15 protein-coding genes are annotated in these 18,574 nt (G+C 54.5%); 10 read left to right on the forward strand and 5 right to left on the reverse strand.

From position 1 onward, the window contains the following. The first annotated feature begins 62 nt into the window (after positions 1 to 62). Complete coding sequence (locus tag EUU23_RS02465) at positions 63 to 626, forward strand: hypothetical protein (RefSeq protein WP_160352534.1); 564 nt, start codon at positions 63 to 65, stop codon at positions 624 to 626. Positions 627 to 1,413: 787 nt separating this feature from the next. On the opposite strand, the gene aptA is transcribed toward EUU23_RS02465, so the two are convergent. The 3 genes from aptA to EUU23_RS02480 form a co-directional block, all read right to left on the reverse strand. Beyond that, a complete protein-coding gene (gene aptA / locus EUU23_RS02470) occupies positions 1,414 to 2,730 on the reverse strand; it encodes an omega-aminotransferase AptA (protein ID WP_160352535.1) in 1,317 nt (438 codons plus the stop codon). Positions 2,731 to 2,828: 98 nt separating this feature from the next. After that, positions 2,829 to 4,205 (reverse strand): amino acid permease, encoded by a 1,377-nt coding sequence (locus EUU23_RS02475; protein WP_160352536.1) that lies wholly within the window; start codon positions 4,203 to 4,205, stop codon positions 2,829 to 2,831. 17 nt (positions 4,206 to 4,222) lie between these two features. Beyond that, positions 4,223 to 4,702 (reverse strand): Lrp/AsnC family transcriptional regulator, encoded by a 480-nt coding sequence (locus EUU23_RS02480; protein ID WP_160352537.1) that lies wholly within the window; start codon positions 4,700 to 4,702, stop codon positions 4,223 to 4,225. Positions 4,703 to 4,832: 130 nt separating this feature from the next. Here EUU23_RS02480 and EUU23_RS02485 point away from each other — a divergent pair, with 130 nt between their 5' ends. Continuing rightward, positions 4,833 to 7,175: a transketolase gene (locus EUU23_RS02485; protein ID WP_160352538.1), complete on the forward strand. Its 2,343-nt coding sequence runs from the start codon at positions 4,833 to 4,835 to the stop codon at positions 7,173 to 7,175. On the opposite strand, the gene EUU23_RS02490 is transcribed toward EUU23_RS02485, so the two are convergent. Both EUU23_RS02490 and EUU23_RS02495 read right to left on the reverse strand, forming a co-directional pair. Beyond that, entirely contained in the window at positions 7,165 to 7,662 is a 498-nt protein-coding gene (locus EUU23_RS02490; RefSeq protein WP_160352539.1) for a hypothetical protein, read from the reverse strand. The two genes, EUU23_RS02485 and EUU23_RS02490, sit on opposite strands and share 11 nt — an antisense overlap. Positions 7,663 to 7,777: 115 nt before the next feature. Then, complete coding sequence (locus EUU23_RS02495) at positions 7,778 to 8,692, reverse strand: sulfotransferase (RefSeq protein WP_246156040.1); 915 nt, start codon at positions 8,690 to 8,692, stop codon at positions 7,778 to 7,780. 119 nt (positions 8,693 to 8,811) lie between these two features. Between EUU23_RS02495 and EUU23_RS02500 the strand changes: the two genes are divergently transcribed. The 8 genes from EUU23_RS02500 (at position 8,812) to EUU23_RS02535 (ending at position 18,492) form a co-directional block, all read left to right on the forward strand. Then, positions 8,812 to 9,864, forward strand: coding sequence for an acyltransferase family protein (locus EUU23_RS02500; RefSeq protein WP_160352541.1), 1,053 nt, complete (start codon positions 8,812 to 8,814; stop codon positions 9,862 to 9,864). Then, entirely contained in the window at positions 9,861 to 10,889 is a 1,029-nt protein-coding gene (locus tag EUU23_RS02505; RefSeq protein WP_160352542.1) for an acyltransferase family protein, read from the forward strand. Before EUU23_RS02500 ends, EUU23_RS02505 begins: the two co-directional genes overlap by 4 nt. Further along, positions 10,886 to 11,974, forward strand: coding sequence for a glycosyltransferase family 4 protein (locus EUU23_RS02510; RefSeq protein ID WP_160352543.1), 1,089 nt, complete (start codon positions 10,886 to 10,888; stop codon positions 11,972 to 11,974). The genes EUU23_RS02505 and EUU23_RS02510 overlap by 4 nt, the downstream gene beginning before the upstream one ends. A 126-nt stretch (positions 11,975 to 12,100) precedes the next feature. Beyond that, positions 12,101 to 13,759, forward strand: coding sequence for a ShlB/FhaC/HecB family hemolysin secretion/activation protein (locus EUU23_RS02515; RefSeq protein WP_246156042.1), 1,659 nt, complete (start codon positions 12,101 to 12,103; stop codon positions 13,757 to 13,759). Positions 13,760 to 13,787: 28 nt separating this feature from the next. Then, a complete protein-coding gene (locus EUU23_RS02520; protein ID WP_160352544.1) occupies positions 13,788 to 15,554 on the forward strand; it encodes a DUF2341 domain-containing protein in 1,767 nt (588 codons plus the stop codon). A 14-nt stretch (positions 15,555 to 15,568) separates the two neighbouring features. Beyond that, positions 15,569 to 15,976 carry an ExbD/TolR family protein gene (locus EUU23_RS02525; RefSeq protein ID WP_160352545.1) on the forward strand — a complete coding sequence of 136 codons (408 nt, stop codon included), beginning with the start codon at positions 15,569 to 15,571 and terminating at the stop codon, positions 15,974 to 15,976. Between the two features lie 16 nt (positions 15,977 to 15,992). Beyond that, complete coding sequence (locus EUU23_RS02530) at positions 15,993 to 16,709, forward strand: energy transducer TonB family protein (RefSeq protein ID WP_160352546.1); 717 nt, start codon at positions 15,993 to 15,995, stop codon at positions 16,707 to 16,709. A 46-nt stretch (positions 16,710 to 16,755) separates the two neighbouring features. Next, the gene (locus tag EUU23_RS02535) at positions 16,756 to 18,492 is read left to right on the forward strand and encodes a putative porin (protein ID WP_160352547.1); all 1,737 of its coding nucleotides are present in this window, start codon (positions 16,756 to 16,758) and stop codon (positions 18,490 to 18,492) included. The last annotated feature ends 82 nt before the right edge of the window (positions 18,493 to 18,574 follow it).

Here is an 18,574-nt window from a genome sequence, read left to right on the forward strand (position 1 = left end):
CAAGGCTTTGCGGACAATCACCGAATGGTGCAAAAATTTTCAACAAATGGGGCAAAAATTTGATGAACAATATTGGATTTGGCGGATCCGGTCCGCGGCGCATACCTGTCTGGCGGATATTGGGCTGGGGCAGCGCGGTCATGTTGCTGCTGACGCCGCTGGTGGCGATGCAGTTTAATCACGAAGTGCATTGGACCGAACCCGATTTCATCATTGCCTTCACCATCATAGGGATCACCGGCGCCTTGGTGGAACTGACCATCCTTCTCACCTACAACCCGTTTTCCCGCGCGGGGGGGTTTGTTGCTATCCTCGCGGGGTCGCTGGTGTTTTGGTCAAGCCTCGTCATCGGCATGATCGGCGATGAAGGCAATAGCGTTAACCTGCTGTTCGGCCTTGTCCTATTGATCGCGATTTTCGGCGCTTGGTTCTCCAGCCTCCACCGCAATGTCCTCCCCGCCGCGATGCTCACCGCCGGAACCATACAATGCGCCATCGGGCTGCTTGCCGGAATTTGGGGCAGCGATGTCCGGGGCGGGGTGTTTACGATCTTGCTTTCGACATTGTGGTGGCTCTCCAGCCTGTTGTTCGCCATCGCGGCCAAGCATCGGGGGCGGGCAGGTTAGGGGGCCACTCCCCCTCTTCACCAACACAAGCCCGTCACCCTGAACTTGGTTCAGGGTCTATTTGTTAGTTTGATACTGCTGCGTCGGTGACAAGCCAAGCCGGGACGCACGGTTGCATTTTGTCATGCCCTATGGTTGCGGTTGCGCGATGGACCCTGAACCAAGTTCAGGGTGACGGGGCGTGAGAGGGAATTGCTACTTTTATCTGTCCCGATCTCGGCGCATTCTGCGTGCCCGCCCTCTTAAAAATCTTCATAGTCTTCGTGTGAAACTTTCCCCTTTTCTCTAACACAAACCCGTCACCCTGAACTTGTTTCAGGGTCAATTTACCAGTGCGATACTGCTGCGTCGGTGACAAGCCAAGCGGGGACGCATGGTTGCGTTTTCCTATACCCTGTGGTTGCGGTTGCGCGATGGACCCTGAACCAAGTTCAGGGTGACGGGGCGTGAGAGGGGATTGCTGCTTTTATCTGTCCGGATCTCGGCGCACTCTGCGTGCCCGCCATCTTAAAAATCTTCATAGTCTTCGTGTGAAACTTTCCCCTTTTCTCTAACACAAACCCGTCACCCTGAACTTGTTTCAGGGTCAATTTACCAGTGCGATACTGCTGCGTCGGTGACAAGCCAAGCCGGGACGCACGGTTGCATTTTGTCATGCCCTATGGTTGCAGTTGCACGATGGACCCTGAACCGAGTTCAGGGTGACGGGGCGTGAGAGGGAATTGCTACTTTTATCTGTCCCGATCAGTGGAGAGAGTGACGGTAGCTTTTATACCCGCGCTAAAGCCTAATCCACGGTCTCCACCAACTCCGCGATCCGGCCGACAATTTCGTCGATATGCGGCTTTTCCAAGATGAGTGGGGGCGACAGGGCGATGATGTCTCCGGTTGCGCGTACCAGCAGGCCGTTGTCGAAGCATTTGTGGAATAGCTGCATCCCACGCTTGCCGACGCCGCCGGAATGCGGTGCCAATTCTATCGCGGCGACGATACCCATGTTGCGGATGTCGATGATATGGCGCTTGCCTTTCAGGCTGTGCACAGCCTCCTGCCAATAGCCATGCAGGGACGTCGCATGTTCGAAAATGCCTTCGGATTTATACAAATCCAGTGTTGCCAATCCGGCTGCGGCGGCAAGGGGGTGGCCGGAATAGGTGTAGCCGTGGAACAGCTCAATGCCATCGGGACCGCCTTCGACCACGCCGTCATGGATATGGCGGCTGACGGCGACGGCACCCATCGGGACCGCCGCGTTGGTCAGGCCCTTGGCCATGGTGATGATATCCGGCGTCACACCTAAAGTTCCCGAAGCGGTCGCCCCGCCGACGCGGCCAAAGGCGGTGATGACTTCATCGAAGATCAGGACAATGCCATGCTTGCGGGTGATTTCGCGCAGCTTTTCGAGATAACCGATCGGCGGAACGAGGACGCCGGTCGATCCCGCCATCGGTTCGACAATGACAGCCGCGATGGTTTCTGCCCCATGCAGCGCGACAATGGCTTCCAGATTATCGGCCAGATGCCCGCCCCATTCGGGACGCCCCTTGGTAAAGGCATTATGCTCCAGATTGTGGGTGTGCGGCAGATGGTCGACGCCGGTCAGCAGCGTTCCGAACTGCCGCCGGTTGTTGACGATGCCGCCGACCGAAATGCCACCAAAGCCGACGCCATTATAGCCACGCTCCCGGCCAATCAGGCGGGTGCGAGTGCCCTGGCCAATGGCGCGTTGATAGGCGAGGGCGATTTTCAGCGCGGTGTCGACCGATTCCGATCCGCTATTGGTGAAGAATATCCGGTCCAGCCCTTCGGGCATGAGTGTCGCCAGCCGCGAGGCCAGTTCAAACGCCAGCGGATGGCCCAGTTGGAAGGGCGGGGCATAGTCGAGCTCGGATGCGGTCTTCTGGATCGCTTCCACAATCGGCGCACGGCAGTGACCTGCATTTACGGCCCAAAGTCCAGCGGTGCCGTCGAGGATCTGCCGGCCATCGTCGCTGGTATAATGCATATCCTTAGCAGACTTTAGCTGCCGCGGGGTTGCCTTGAACGCCCGGTTCGCCGTGAAGGGCATCCAGAATGCGGCTAAGGGATCATTTTCCAACTTCATCTCTTCACTCCCGGCTCCGGTTCGCTGCGCTTATGCCTTGTAAGCGCTGTGCTTCTCGATTGAAAAGATTGTTGCGACCGGAAAATTTTACTCTGCTTTCAGGCATTAGGGGTGCCGGATTTTAACCGGCTCTTGATCCAATATGCCGCCAGAAATGCGGCGCTGACAAGGACGCTCGTCCACAGCTCAATCGAATGCGTTGCCGACAGGCCCATCAGGGCCAATACGCCCAGCATACCTGCGATGGCCCCCCATGTGCCAAAGGGATGGAACCACATTTTGATTTTCAGACGTTCGGGCGCCTCCGCCTCATATTTCGCGCGCAGGCGTAACTGCGCCCATGCAATCAGCAGGTAGATGAACAGCATGATTGCACCCGATGCATTGACCAGAAAGTTGAACACCCGGTCCGGCGACAGCACGGATGCCGCCAGGGCGAAATAGCTGAACAGGCTGGCGATCAATATGGCGCGGGCAGGGACACGGGCCTTGCTCAGCTGCACACAGGATTGCGGTGCATCGCCATTTTTGGCGAGGCCGAACATCGCGCGCGAGGTGATGTAGATGCCCGAATTCAGGCAGGACAATACCGCCACCAGCACGATGCTGTTCATGATCAGGTCCGCTGCGGGATAGCCCATGACGCGCAGGGCCTGGGCAAAGGGCGACACGCCGACTTCGATTTCGTCCCATGGCACGATGGACACGATCATCAGGATCGACAGCACGAAGAATATAAGGATGCGGACGGAAACCGATATGGTCATGCGGGCAATCGTGCTCGATCCCTCTTCGGATTCGGCAGCGGCGAGTGTCGCGATTTCGGCCCCGCACAGGGAGAAGATGGTGGTCGATACGCCGACGAAGATGACGGCGATGCCCGCTGGGGCAAATCCGCCATGTTCGGTCAAATTCCCGAAAGTCGGGCCGTCGGGAGAAGTCACGCCCGTGGCATAGGCTGCGGCGGCCAGAATGAAGGCGATGATCGCCACCACCTTGGTCGAGGCGAACCAGAATTCAAACTCGCCATAGGATTTGGCGGACATCAGGTTCACTGCGGTCAATATCGCCATCAGGACGACGCCAATCTCCCAGACTTCCAGCATGGGGAACCAGCTGTTGATTATCTTCGCGCCTGCGATGGCTTCAATGGCAATCACGACGACCCAGAAATACCAATAGAGCCAACCCACCAGAAATCCGGCCCAATTGCCGACGCCGGCCCGGGCGAAGTCGGGGAAGGTTTGGGTCCCCGGCATGGCCATCGCCATTTCCGAAATCATCCGCATCACGAGAAGCACGAGAAACCCGGCCAAGGCATAGCTGATCACCGCTGCCGGTCCGATCGTGCTGATTGCGGTGGATGACCCTACGAACAGCCCCGCGCCGATAATGCCGCCAAATGTGATCATCGACACATGGCGCGATTTGAGTGACCGGCTTAGCTCATTCGGCGCCGCAATGCTTGATTCCATCAAAATATCCCCCTCGTTCAACGGGGTTGTAGCGTCGGTACGGCGGTCTTGTAAATGACGGGTCGCAAGGCAAAGCTGGTGGTAACATTCGCAACGCCGTTGACCTTTGTCAGACGCCGTCGGAGGAAGTCCTCAAACTGGGTGAGCGAGCTTACCAATATGCGGAGCTGATAGTCGGCTTCGCCCGTCATCAGATAGCAATCCATCACCTCGGGAAAGCCCGCTACCGCCGTTTCGAACTCCTGCAAATGACGGTCATCCTGTTGATCAAGGCGAACGCGGACGAAGGCGGTGACGGACAGGCCAACCTTGTCCGGGTCGACCAATGCCACATAGCGCGCGATGGTGCCGTTCGCTTCCAACTGGCGGACGCGGCGCAGGCAGGGGCTGGGGGACAGGCCGACGCGGTCGGACAGCTCCTGATTGGACATACGGCCATCGGCCTGAAGCAAATCGATGATTTTGCGGTCTATCGCGTCCAACGGATTTTCTGGCATGTTATGTCTCTATTTTTAGCAATGCTGGGATAATCTGCCAAAAATATGCCGCATAACCCTGCTATACGCAAGGACATGCTCACGCCCGCTGGCTAAACTCCGCACCATCAGGATTCCGGGACAACTTATAATGGCGACCAAATTTGCGGATGCGCGCGAAGAAAAGATAGCGGCCATCGAGGCGCTGGACACGCGGCTGCGCTGGCTGTCGTCCTGGACGGTGCATAACGCCAACCACATCCGCAAAAAGCGTGATGGCCTGAAGGTGGGCGGCCATCAGGCAAGCTGTGCCTCCATGACCGCCATCATGGCGGCACTCTATTTCCATGCCCTGCGGCCCAATGACAAGGTGTCCGTGAAACCGCATGCAGGACCGGTGCTGCAGGCGATCCACTATATGCTCGGCAACCAGACGTTGGAGCAGTTGCAGCAGTTCCGCGCATTGGGCGGCGCACAAAGCTATCCATCGCGCACCAAGGATAAAATCCCGGTCGATTTTTCCACCGGGTCCGTGGGTCTAGGCGTGGCGATCACTGCATTTTCGAGCCTGGTGCAAGATTATCTGATCGCACGCGGGGCGATGGCGGAGGCTGATGCTGGCCGCATGATCTCGCTAATGGGCGATGCCGAACTTGATGAAGGCAATATCTATGAATGCCTGATCGAGGGCTATAAGCATGACATCCGCAACTGCTGGTGGGTGGTCGATTATAACCGCCAGTCGTTGGACAGCACGACCGCGGACCGGATGTTCCGACGCTTTGACGACATATTTGAAACATGTGGATGGCGCGTCGTAACTTTAAAACACGGAAAGCTGCAACATGCGGCATTTGCCCGGCCCGGCGGAAAATCGCTGGAAGACTGGATTGAAAATTGCCCGAATGCGGATTTTGCGGTGCTCACCTATCAGGGCGGCGCGGCCTGGCGAGAGCGATTGCTTTCGGACATTGGTGGCAAACCTCATGTCAGAAAGCTGATTGAAAGCTTCGATGACGACGGTCTTGCCGCGTTGATGACCAATTTGGGCGGGCATTGCATCGCCTCGTTGATGGAGGCATTTGACAGCGCCGACGATGACCGGCCAACGCTGTTTATCGCCTATACGGTCAAAGGCTATGGCCTTCCGCTTGCCGGGCACAAGGACAATCATTCCGGTATGATGAACCCTGCCCAGATTGAGCAGCTTCGCGCGACGATGGGCATAGAAGCAGGACAGGAATGGGAGCCATTTGCAGGCTTGGGCGGTAATATGGCTGCGCGCCTTAAAAGCTTTATGTCTGAAAGCGCACTAGCAAAAAAGCCGATGGAAGCAGACCCTGCGGCCGTTCTGGTACCGGCGCATTTTGCCGTTCCGTCGGGCGACACGCAATCGACGCAGGCGGCTTTTGGCCATGTCTTGCTTGATCTTGCCAAATCGTCCGAAGAATTGGCGGACCGGATCGTTACGACGGCCCCTGATGTAACCCAGACCACAAATTTGGGCGGTTTTGTCAATCAACGCGGCCTTTTTCGCCGGTCGCAAGTTGCCGATATCTTTCGCGAGGCCAAAATTCCCTCGGCGCAAAAATGGGCGGCGCATGCGGCGGGACAGCATATTGAATTGGGCATTGCCGAAAACAACTTTTTCCTTTTGCTCACATCGCTTGGCCTTGCTGCACCGCATTTCGGGACCCGTCTGATTCCGGTCGGGACGGTTTATGATCCGTTCATTTCTCGTGGATTGGATGCGCTGAACTATGGCTGCTATTCCGACGCCCGCTTTCTTTTGGTTGGCACGCCATCCGGCCTGACTTTGGGTCCGGAAGGCGGGGCACACCAGTCTATCAACACACCCTTAATCGGCATGGGTCAGCCCGGACTTGCCTATTTCGAACCAGCCTATGCCGATGAAGTCGCCCTGTTCATGCGCTGGGCCTTTGAACATTTGCAAAGGCCGGATGGCAGCTCGGTTTATTTAAGGCTCAGCACCCGCCAGATTCCGCAAGTCACCCGCGAAAGCTCTGCTTGGCAAGACGATGCCTTGAAAGGCGCATATTGGCTGCGTCCCCCAGCAGCTGGGGCAGAAGCCGCTATTGCGTTCACCGGTGCAATTGCGCCTGAAATATTGGACGCTTGGGAAGAGTTGCTGGATGATATTCCTGGCCTAGGGGTTTTGAACGTGACATCCCCCGACCTGCTCCATCGCGACTGGTCTGCCCGCAAGGCCGCAAGGTGGACGGGCGGGCAAGCTGCGCCTTGCCATGCAGATATGTTACTATCGGCTTTGTCCCCCAATGCGTCGCTGGTCACAGTAATCGACGGGTCGCCTGCGGCCTTGTCCTGGCTTGGCGGCGTACGGGCGATGCGGGTCAGTCCGCTGGGTACGGACCGCTTTGGTCAAACCGGCGACTTGCCCGACCTCTACCGGTCATATCGTCTCGATAAACATGCAATCATCGACGCGATGGCGGAATTATTTCTCAGGCCTTGACTGTATCAGCAGTCAATTTGACCGCCGGTTTGGCGACCAATGCTTCGAAGCAGCTCCAGATAAGTGCTTTGACAGCGGGAAGGTCGCGGGCGGCGATGGCGGGGGCCAGTTGATCGTTCAAAAATGACCGGTGCGAAAACAGGCCGACACCTTGTGGGACATCAAGATAGACCGCAGTTTCGCTCTCGACAAATCCGGCCAGCATCCCGGCGAATTTATCGGTGCGTAAAATATCTGGCGAACCGGTCAAGATCAAAGTTACCCCGAAAAGATAGCCGGGCGGTGGCGGTGTATCGGTTGGAATCATCATGATACCGCTCATATCAGGCCGCCACGTCTCATCCATTTCGGGTAAACTGCGCCACAGGCAATAATAGTCGCGGCAAACATTTGGCCGCGTTGTGTAGATAACGCAACCTTGGCCTAAGCTGCAATGACTGCATGTCACACCGGGAAGCTTGTGCATCCCGTCATCAAGGATCGCCAATTCCTTGCAGCAAGCCGTACAGCTTCCGCATTCCCGTCCGGGGACGATATAGTGTTCGTTTTCCAGCTTGCTTCACCTTCCGAAGGCTCAGAATTAAACGCCGAATTTCTCAAATTTATGACGACGGGCTGCTGGGCAGCATCAACCCCAGCACTTTTGCGACTGCTATAATCGTAAGTCGCTCGGCAGGACCAACTTTGTTCCAGTCCGCTTCGCGTTTGGAAATTCTTATCGGTCCCTTGTCAAAGCGGTCGGGGTTGCCGTTGAGCGAGTGATAATTGTCTTTTGACTTGACCGAAGTCGCGTCAATCCATGCAGGGGCGGGCTTGGTTGGCAGCGACAATGCCGCAAGCGCGTTGCCTAATGTGCGCTCGGGGCGCGCGCATAATTCTCCATAATCTACCCGCGCAACCGGCGTGGCCTTCCCCAGTCGTTTGACGAGATACTCGACTTTCCACCAATCGGTCGCAGCGGCGGCGACCGACATGCGTTTCATTTCTTGCCCCATGCCGGGGTCAAATTTGGCAGATCGCCAGGAGAGGATCACGTCGGCCGGATCGCGATAAAGGTGGATAATCCGGACCTTGGGATGGCAGGCCATGAGCCATGCGCGCGGACCGGCCTTGGAACTATCGACAAGGACCGAACTGCCCGATGCACCGGCAACGGCTTCAAAAATTCGGAACTGGATATCGAGAAAGTGTTGGACATCCCGATTTTCACGAAGGGATTTAATATCAAAGCGATGGCTGGCGATAAAAGAAGTGCGACAAACCCGGTCTTCGAGTTCCCTCAATTCGGCCAGTACCGATGCGTCAATTGCCGCTGTTTTTAAGACGGGTTGCCAAAAACTATCTGATATGAATGGCGCCGCGCATGAACATGTAATATCCGTTTCAGGTAAACGCCATAAGCAATGAAACTCTCCTAACGCCGAAACGCAATCGGAAGAATGAATAATTCTTTCCAAAAGCGTGGAGCCGCTTCTGCCGGAGCCTGATATATAAATAATACTTTGCAAATTTGTCATGATATATTCTATTTTTATTGGATTTATGGAAATTATAATTAAAATGTAATATTACATTATTATTACTATGAGATAAATAGTTGCGCGCCTTCACTTTGTTTTGCTAGCTGCGCCTTAAAATGTCTAGCCTCGAATCTTCCAGACTTGCTTTTGTCGATACGCTGCGGCTGTTCGCGGCAGCACTTGTCGTGTTCCAGCATCTGGCGGAGCGATATCCCGCCACGGCGACCCAGCCACTGGTTGAACTTGGGCCGGGCGTTATGGGAGTCGTGCTGTTTTTTCTGATCAGCGGCTATGTGATACCTTTTTCCGTCCGGAATGGCCTTGACCCAATGGCATTTTTGATACGACGGTTGTGCCGTATCTATCCGCTGTTTTTGGCGGCAATTTGTGGTGTTGCGATTGGTGGCTGGACCGGCTTGCTCGACCAATGGGCATATTTGTCCGGCATCAGTTACTGGCGTTGGGCAGCCAATCTATTGCTGGTTCAGGACTTTGTCGGTGTTCCGGCTATTTTGGGCGTTAGCTGGACCTTGATAATTGAACTGATCTGGTATGCTCTTTTTGCGGTGGCCATTTCGATTTACAAAGAACGCGCTGCGTTGCTGCTTGCGATTATGATGCCGACAATTTTGGTCGTCCTTGGCCTTGCGTCGCTTTGGATGGAAACGCGCATTCCGCTGGGGCGGCCGGCCATGATCTATGCGGCCATATTGGGATATCAGGCATATCAATTCCATTCCGGAAAGCTTTCACGCAAACAGTTGGCGTTCGCTTTGGGAATTTTCCTGGCCGTGAGCTGGTTTACCAATATCATTGCATTTGGCATTTTTACGCATCCAAGCATAACATTGGCGCAAGCGCTCGGGCCTTGGACGATTGCACCCTTATTGTTCTTCGTCGTCTTGCTGGTCGATCGCATCAGAACCTCGCCGCTTATCAACAGCGGATTCCTGCCCTTGGCTGGAACGATCAGCTATTCGATCTATTTACTGCATCCCATAGCAAATGCCGCCGCCGACCAATATTTTGTACCATCGGCAAAAATACCGGCGGCTTTGGCGTTGACGGTCATTTTGTCGGTCCTTGGCTATCGGCTGGTCGAACGTCCCGGGATCGATCTTGGTCGTTATCTGGTCAACCTCAAACGCTCCGGATTGGTCACGGCATGAACCGGATCAAATGGCTTGATTCCGCGCGCGGGCTGGGAATAATCCTGGTCGTCATCGGCCACGCATTGGGTGGCTTGATCGATTCCAAACTGGGTGCCAATCAGGACATTTTCCGCCAGCTATTTTTTTCGATCTACACATTCCATATGCCGCTTTTTTTCCTGCTGTCGGGCCTGATGGTCACGAAACGCCTGGAAAAAGGGCAGGAGGTTTTTCTCAGGGGCCTGATACCTTCCATCGTTTGGCCCTATTTTTTGTGGTCGATAATCCAGTTCACGATCATTTACGGGCTAGGCACGCTGGTGAACCGTCCGGCAGAGAGTTATTGGCCGGTTATAGTGTCACTCCCGTGGAATACGGTGTCGCAATTCTGGTTTCTATATGCCCTGTTCTGGATGCATATATTGTCTGTGCTGCTCGTTCCTCGCTTGGGACGCGAGGGCTTCGTCCTTTTGGCGTTGGCGTTAAAATCTCTGGCGCTTATCCTGATTTTGCCGGTGCCGGTGAAGCTGGTTTGCAACCATTTGTTTTTTTATGCGGTCGGCGTTTGGCTGGCCACAGGTGGGCTTGAAACCCTTATCATAAAGCGCGGGCCGTGGTTAAAGTCTGTGGGCGTACCGCTCATTGCTGTGGCGACAATAGGGGCAACATTGTTGGCAGTCCCGCGTTATGGCGCCGATATACCGTTGCTTTTGGCTGGATCACCCGAAATTGCAAATCTGGCATGGCGCTTCCCGGCTATGGCTGCTGCGATCATGGGTGTGGCCGCCGTCGTGGCGATTGCAAGCCTGCCGCGCATTGCCGGTTCCCGGATCCTTTTGTGGCTTGGCCGCATGACGATGCCGATCTTTGTTCTGCACGTCATGTTTCTGGCAGGCACCCGCATTGTTCTGATGCGGTTGGATTTGGTTTCTAATCCGGCGCTTTTATTGGCAATCAGCGTTGCCGCTGGCCTGATCGGGCCGCTGATCGTCGAAAGAGTAACGCGCGCGCTAGGTCTTAATCGCTGGATAGGATTTCAATGAAGACGGCCAACATCCTGCTCAACGGCAAATTTCTGTCGGCGGCACCTACCGGCGTGCATCGCGTGGCGCAGGAACTGGGCAATGCGCTGGCGGATCTTGTTGCCGAAGGACATGAGTCGGTGCGCGGGCTGAACTTTGATGTGGGCTTGCCTTATGATGGACTGCAACGATCCGGTGCCATGCGTTTGCCGACCCGTGTGATAAAGCCATTCAGGGGCATACCGTGGGAACAGATCAGCCTGCCGTTGAAGTCTGGTGACGCGACCTTGCTTAATCTGTGCAACATCGGTCCTGTCATTGCCCGCAATGCGGTGACAATGATCCACGATGTGCAAGTCCATCTTTCGCCTGAATCCTATTCGAAGGGATTCAGGCTCTGGTACCATGCGGTGCAACCTTTGATGGCCAAGCGACACCGGCATATCCTGACAGTGTCGGAATTTTCGCGTCAGGAAATTGCAAAGGCGCAGTTGTGCAGCCTTGACCATATCTCGGTCGTGCACAACGGCGTTGACCATGTTTTGAACATGGCGTCCGATAACTCCATTATTACGAAGTGTGATCTGAACACTTCGCCTTATGTGTTGGCCCTATCGACCGTGCAGGCGCATAAAAACATCAGCCTGTTGATGAAGGCGTTCGCCGATAGCAGGCTGTCGGGCTTGAAACTCGTCCTGTTTGGCGGAACAGCGAAGGCATCGTTTGAGGCAATGGGAATTACGGTTCCTGATAATGTGGTTTTTGCAGGCCGGGTGAGCGACGGGGAGTTGCGCGCGCTCATCGAACACGCGCTCTGTCTGGCGTTTCCATCCACGACCGAAGGGTTCGGATTGCCGCCATTGGAGGCGATGCTGCTCGGTTGCCCGGCGATAGTTGCGCCTTGCGGGGCACTGCCAGAGGTGTGCGGCGACGCTGCGATCCATTGCGCGCCGGATAAGGCACAAGAATGGGTTGAAGCGATCACAAGATTGTCGGATGACCCGGAATATCGTTCACAAGTTGCAAAAGCGGGCGCACATCATGCGAGCCGGTTCACCTGGCGCGCGGCCGCGATAAAGCTGGCCGGAATTCTTACACAAATTTGATGGTTAAAATTTAGTTAGTCACAGAACTGAAACGCTGACGCCTTCGAATCTACATGAACCCCGCGCAGAGGGTGTCCGACCCGAGTTCTACATTCTCAATAAACCGTCAGGGATTCTGCTGCTTCTATGCTGTGTCGATCTGCGATATTTGCACATGTGTCGCGCGCGACCATTGGACTGTCCATGGTGGCTGTGCCAGCGATGGCCTATGCACAGGCGCAGGGCGGCGAAAACACGCAAGTCGTCGCACCTCCCGAAAGCTTCATGATCAATGCGATTGATGTTGTTGGTGTGACACGTTTGTCGCAGGGCGACATCGAACGCACTATTTATCCCTTCCTTGGGCCTGGCAAGACGCCTGCCGATGTTGAATTGGCCCGTAAGGCAATTCAAGACGCCTATGCCAAGCTTGGATATGAAGCCATTGTGGTTGAAGTACCGCCACAGCCGCAGGAAGATTTTGCCCGCGGTCTGGTGCAGATCCGCGTTGGCGAGGCACCTGTTGCGAATGTTAAGGTATCGGGGTCAAAGCATCATTCTGCGCTGGTCCTGTTGGGTCAGTTGCCATCAGTCCGTTCTGGACAACCCCTTAATTTCAAGGACTTGCAGCGCGAACTTGCTGCGGCAAATCGCTTTCCTGACCGTGAAGTCACCCCGTCATTCGATGCCGGCGAAGTTCCCGGTACGATCGACGTTGATTTGAAAGTACGCGGTGATTTCCCGCTGCACGCATCATTCGATCTCAACAATGACAATAGCCCTAACACGGCTCCGTTGCGGTTGACCGGAATAGCGCGCTATACAAATTTATGGCAACAAGGGCATACGATCACTGCCGGATTTGCCATCGCTCCGGAACGCCTGTCCGATAACGCTGCTATTTTTGGTTCTTATTCAGCGCCCCTGATAGGTACGCCATGGACACTTATTTTAAGTGGCTATAAATCCAATAGTAATATCGCATCGCTCGGCGGCACCAATGTTCTGGGTAATGGATATCAGGTCGGAATGCAGGCCATCTATAGATTGCCTTTTGATCGGGACTACCATGCTTTTCGGGTCGGCGTGGATTATAAGGATTTCAAACAGGATATCGGTCTGCGCGGCACCACCATCAGCAATTCACCGATTAGCTATGTCCCCTTAACACTCGGTTATAACAGTTCGATCAGTCGAGAGAAGGCGGCGCTGGACCTGAGTATAAGTTCTACGCTTGGCCTGCGCGTCGTCAAAAGGGTAACCTGCTTTGACCCGACAGCGGCTATTTGCCTTCCAGAAAACCAATTTACTAATCGCGAAGTAGATAGCACTGAAAACTTCGCGCATGTGAATGTCGATCTTACTTATACCGCCAGCTTTTCCGGGGATTGGGTAACCGAAGCGAAATTTTCCGGGCAATATGCCGACAGCCACCTTGTTTCGAACGAACAGTTCTCGATTGGCGGGCTGTCGACGGTTCGTGGCTATTACCAATCGGAAGCAGTGGGTGATCGCGGAATTGCGGGTTCGGTCGAGTTTCGCGCACCGTCCCTGGCTACCTATCTTGGTACATTTGTCGATGAACTTCGCTTTTTCAGCTTCATGGAAAGCGGGATTGTCTCGGTGATAGACCCGTTACCCGATGCCCGGTCGGTGTTCCGAATCGGGTCCTTTGGCGGCGGGTTACGCATAAAGATACTGGGTCGCTTTACCGGCGAAGTGATGGTGGGCGTGCCGGTTGCAAGTACCGATGAAACTCAAAAAGGCGATCCACGCTATACTTTCGCGGTCAAGGGTGAATTCTAAAAAATGTCTTCGGTTCAGGAAAACTAACATGATACGGCAACTCTTAGTACTTATTTTCTCTTTAATCGTTTTTACTTCACCGGCACATGCCTGGTGGAACAAGGATTGGGAGTATCGTAAGGCTGTCACGGTCGACACCACCGCTTCGGGCGTGAATGTCAGTGGACCGATGGGGCGGACACTCGTCCTCATTCGCCTGCATAGCGGCAATTTTACCTTTACCGAAGCATTGGAAAATGGGGCCGATATCCGCATTGTGGATACAGACGACAAGTCGCCATTGCCTTATCATATAGAAGGTTTTGATGCCAAAACCGGTATTGCAACGATCTGGGTTTCGGTTCCGACCCTGAACGGAGGCGAAAAAAAGCAGCTATGGCTCTATTTTGGCAATGCGAATGCCAAGGTAGGTGAAGATGTCGCCGGCAGTTTCGATGCCGATTACATGGCAGCATATCATTTTAGCGAAGGTCCAGGTGTTGCACCTGCAGACAAAACCGCAAATGCGAATGCCGCACAGACAGCCCCTCCTGGTGTGAATGACAGCGGAATTATCGGACGCAGCGCGCGGTTTCCGGGGCAGGGAGCAATCACCATTGCGGCGTCGCCGTCACTTGCAATGGCTGCTGGTGCGCCATTTACGTTCAGCGCTTGGGTAAAGCCTGATCAGCTTGCTGGAAATCAGGCCATCTTCGCGCGAGGACCGATGGTAATCGGCATAAATGGAGGCGCGCCCTATGTCGCATTGGGCGGGGCATCAACGCAGGCGAGTTCCGCGGTAAAGCAAGCGGACTGGAGCCATATTTCTGTTGTTGCGGACGGCACGACGATCAAGATTTATGTCAATGGAATAGAGGCCGGGGCGGCGACAGCTGCGCTTCCTGCGATTGATGGCCCGATTCTGATCGGTGGAGCGGATGGAGCGCCTTTTGGTGGTGAAATCGACGAAGTCCGCTTGTCCAAGGTGGCGCGTCCTGCGGCTATGATATTGGCGATGGCAAGTGCAGAGGGACCATCAGGCAAGCTTGTCAACGTATCGGAATCGAACGAAAAGCAGGGCAGCGGTGGCGGTGTGCTTGGCTTCATTCTTGGCAAGATCCACGCTCTTGACGCATTCATCATTGGCCTTTGCATGCTGCTATTGGGGGCTGCGATATGGCTGATGTTCACCAAGATCCGCGACCTTAACAAAGCAGATCGCACAAATTCGGTGTTCAAAAAGCGCTTCATGGAAATGCATGAAGAATTGGTGCCGGTTGCCGACATCAAGGGCATCGACCCGGCCGAAGTGGCCTATATCAAGGCATCCCCGCTCGGACGCTTGTATGAAACTGGTATCGACGAGTTACTGCTTCGTCAGAAAAACCGGGGGGTCAGACCACTGTCCGGTGAAGCCGTGGAAGCGATGCGTGCGGCGGTGGACGCCATTGTCGTCGATGAAAACCAGAAGATGGACAAATGGATGGTCATTTTGACTATCGCCATTTCCGGTGGCCCATTCATCGGGCTGCTTGGCACGGTGATCGGGGTGATGAGCACATTTGGCGGCGTGGCGATGGCAGGCGATGTCAACGTCAACGCAATCGCGCCCGGCATTGCAGCTGCGCTGTTGGCGACTATTGCCGGTATGGCATGTGCTATTCCGTCCCTGTTCGGGTACAATTACATCAACAGCCGGATTTCGGCGGCTGCGGATGAAATGCGGGTATTTGTCGACCGCTTGATTACCCGGCTCGCAGAAATGCAGGCCGACGCCGCGGAAACTCCGCCCCCTTACCAAATCGCTGCTGAATAAAGGGAGATCGGACCATGCAAGTCGGTGGCGGCCGCAAGGCCTATGACGAGATCAACATCACGCCAATGTTGGATTTGGCTTATGTGTTGCTCGTTATTTTCATTCTAATGGCAACAGCATCTGTGCAAGGCATCAAGGTGGATTTGCCAAAGGCAAGTTCTGCAAAAAGCCTGGTGCAGCCCAAAACAATTGCGCTGACGGTCAGTAATGACGGCCAGATTTATATGGACGCATTTCCGGTTACAATTCCGGATCTGGAAACTCGGTTGCGGAACGCAAAAGCGACCGATCCGGAAGTGCCTATCGTTCTGAAAGGTGACCAAACCGCGCAATATGGCAAGATTATGGAAGTCTTGGACCTGTGCCGCCGACTTGACCTGAACAAAGTCGGACTTGTCACTGGCAAGCAAGCTGCGTCTTAGTCGGTCGACATCAACCATGGCACAGGCCCCCACTTTTCAAGAACCCAGTTCCAAAGGCCCTAAAACCTATCTGGCGATGGCGTTGGGCCTTTGTGCGCTATTGGGCTTGATTTGGTTTATATATACGTCGTGGAATTCGGTGCCGGGTGTTGCAGTAGAACAAACGCCACCGACAGCAATCGATATGCTGCCGCCTCCGCCGCCACCGCCTCCCCCTCCTCCAGAGCCTCAGGAAAAGCCGCCTGAACCTTCAGACAAGCCGACCCCGACGCCGGAACCGACACCAGCGCCCACGCCAGATAAGCCCGCGCCTGCGCCAATGCAGATTGATGGTCCGGCTCAAGCAGGGTCTGATTCGTTCGGCCTTACGTCCGGCAGCGGTGGTGGCATGGGGGCGCCGTCTAGCAAGGGGACCTGTATCGGTGCGAACTGCGGGGCGCCAGCAAAAACAGCTTTAGGCGCAGACCGATTTTGGGGGCGTAATATCGCCAACGCGCTCGAAAATCATGTTGAGAACAGCAAGAAAGTAAATGTCGATTCATTTGTAAGTGAATTCGATGTCTGGGTCAGTGCATCCGGCGTTCTGACGCGCGCGAAACTCGCGCGATCAAGTGGTAACGCGAAGCTGGACCAAACTGTACTTGGGTTGCTGCAGACTGCGCGTGGTTTGAAGCCCCCACCTGAAACATTGCGAATGCCGCAACGCGTTAAAGTGGGGCGCAAGCGGTTCTGAAATTCATCGGTTCAAAGCCGAATGCTAAATCAAAAAGGACAGTAAAATGGGATTGAACACAAACATTTCGACCTTGGGTCGGCATTTGCGAAAGGCTGTACTTGCGTCGCTGTTGTTGATGCCGCTTCCGGCGATGGCGCAAGCTGAAGCGCCGTCGGAAAGTGCGATGGTCAATCTCGTTCGCGCTCTCGTCAAGCAAGGCGCTTTAGACGCCGATGTAGGAACCGCACTGATCCAACAAGCCGAAGCCGAGGCCGCACAGGCGCGCGCCGCCAACCAGCGGAACGTCTCCAGCGAATTGCCACCTGCGCCAAACGGTGCGATCCGCGTGCCCTATATCCCTGAAACAGTAAGGGCCCAAATCAAGGATGAGCTTCGCAACGAGGTCATGAAAGAAGCGCGGGTCGAGCGTTGGGCCTCCCCAGATGAAGCAGCGCCTGATTGGACACGGCGGATTACGTTACACGGCGATGTTCGGGTGCGTTCACAGTCCGAGCTTTATGCACGGACGAATTCCAACGAAATCATCGATTTTGCGACAATCAACGCACTCAGCCCATATGGGATTGATGATCCGCGTTTGTTGTTGCCTATTTTGAACGCCCGAAATGACCGGTGGAATAATCTACGTTTGCGTGCTCGCCTGGGTATTGAAGCGAAGATAACCCAGGGTGTGACCGCAGGTATCACAATTGCGACGGGTCAAAATGAAGGTCCCATTTCAACAAACACCTCTTTGGGCGGCGGATTTTTCAAACGCGATCTATGGTTAGATAAAGCCTGGCTTAAAGTTGCGCCGGCGAAATGGGCCGATATCACCTTCGGACGGTTCGACAATCCGTTCAGTTCAAGTGACATATTATATGATAAGGATCTCAATCTCGACGGCATTGCCGCCAGCCTGAATTCCGGAACTTTGCTGGGTGAAGATTTTGCGATCACCGCACGAGGCGGAGCGTTCCCTCTGGATTTTGGTGCTTCAAGTGCGCCATTGTTCGAATTTGACAAGATCGACACACCACAAAAATATCTCTTTGCAGGCGAAATCGAGGCATCCGCAAAGTTTTCAGCTGTGTCGGTTAAGCTCGGAGCGGGCTATCATGTTTTCAAAAATTTGCAGGGCCAGCTGTCGACACCTTGCCGTGTTGAAACCGACAGCTTTTGTTCGACCGACTTTTTGCAGCCCCTTTTCCTGACAAAGGGAAACACCTTGTCACCGTTACGGCAGATCGTGACGATCAATCCTAACGCTGATTTACCTCAACTGCTTGGATATACGTTCAAATATAATGTTCTGGACATCAATGCCGCGGTAAATGTCCCAGTAACGGACAGGATCGAAGTAGCTCTGTCAGGAAGTTATGTAAAAAATCTCGGCTTCAATGAAGCTGACATCTGTCGCAACGGTTTGCTGGGACGCCCTTATAACAATAATGCTGCTGGTGGCCGGACATTCTGCGCTGCGGTCGATCCGGCCGAGTTTGTCGGTGGTGATACAGGTTATCGGTTCGAGGCTGTTCTGGGTCGTAAAGACATTGAAAAAGCAGGGGAATGGAATGTACTTGCTGGCTATCGCTATCTTGAAAGTGATGCGGTATTAGATGCTCTATCCGATAGTGAATTCCATCTTGGAGGAACAAATTCCAAAGGATATTTCGTCGGGGTAAACTACGGTTTATATGATGGCGTCTTCGTTGGGACCCGCTGGATGAGCGCCAATGAAATATCCGGCCCGCCGCTTGCAATCGATGTCTTGCAAGTGGATTTGGTTGCTAAGTTTTAGCGCGCAACAAAACGGTCAAAAGAAAGAAATAAATCTAACCTAGCTGTGCAAGTTAACCGATTCGTAACTGTTTTCGAAACGG

It is taken from the genome of Sphingorhabdus profundilacus (genome assembly GCF_009769755.1).
Lineage (GTDB): Bacteria > Pseudomonadota > Alphaproteobacteria > Sphingomonadales > Sphingomonadaceae > Sphingorhabdus_B > Sphingorhabdus_B profundilacus.

Excerpts from the sequence above, each read along its gene's own strand:
- EUU23_RS02465 (WP_160352534.1), top strand. The coding sequence starts at position 63 with ATGAACAATATTGGATTTGGCGGATCCGGTCCGCGGCGCATACCTGTC.
- EUU23_RS02515 (WP_246156042.1), top strand. The coding sequence starts at position 12,101 with ATGCTGTGTCGATCTGCGATATTTGCACATGTGTCGCGCGCGACCATT.
- aptA (WP_160352535.1), bottom strand. The coding sequence starts at position 2,730 with ATGAAGTTGGAAAATGATCCCTTAGCCGCATTCTGGATGCCCTTCACG.
- EUU23_RS02525 (WP_160352545.1), top strand. The coding sequence starts at position 15,569 with ATGCAAGTCGGTGGCGGCCGCAAGGCCTATGACGAGATCAACATCACG.
- EUU23_RS02505 (WP_160352542.1), top strand. The coding sequence starts at position 9,861 with ATGAACCGGATCAAATGGCTTGATTCCGCGCGCGGGCTGGGAATAATC.
- EUU23_RS02520 (WP_160352544.1), top strand. The coding sequence starts at position 13,788 with ATGATACGGCAACTCTTAGTACTTATTTTCTCTTTAATCGTTTTTACT.
- EUU23_RS02510 (WP_160352543.1), top strand. The coding sequence starts at position 10,886 with ATGAAGACGGCCAACATCCTGCTCAACGGCAAATTTCTGTCGGCGGCA.
- EUU23_RS02480 (WP_160352537.1), bottom strand. The coding sequence starts at position 4,702 with ATGCCAGAAAATCCGTTGGACGCGATAGACCGCAAAATCATCGATTTG.
- EUU23_RS02495 (WP_246156040.1), bottom strand. The coding sequence starts at position 8,692 with ATGACAAATTTGCAAAGTATTATTTATATATCAGGCTCCGGCAGAAGC.
- EUU23_RS02500 (WP_160352541.1), top strand. The coding sequence starts at position 8,812 with ATGTCTAGCCTCGAATCTTCCAGACTTGCTTTTGTCGATACGCTGCGG.
- EUU23_RS02530 (WP_160352546.1), top strand. The coding sequence starts at position 15,993 with ATGGCACAGGCCCCCACTTTTCAAGAACCCAGTTCCAAAGGCCCTAAA.
- EUU23_RS02485 (WP_160352538.1), top strand. The coding sequence starts at position 4,833 with ATGGCGACCAAATTTGCGGATGCGCGCGAAGAAAAGATAGCGGCCATC.
- EUU23_RS02535 (WP_160352547.1), top strand. The coding sequence starts at position 16,756 with ATGGGATTGAACACAAACATTTCGACCTTGGGTCGGCATTTGCGAAAG.
- EUU23_RS02475 (WP_160352536.1), bottom strand. The coding sequence starts at position 4,205 with ATGGAATCAAGCATTGCGGCGCCGAATGAGCTAAGCCGGTCACTCAAA.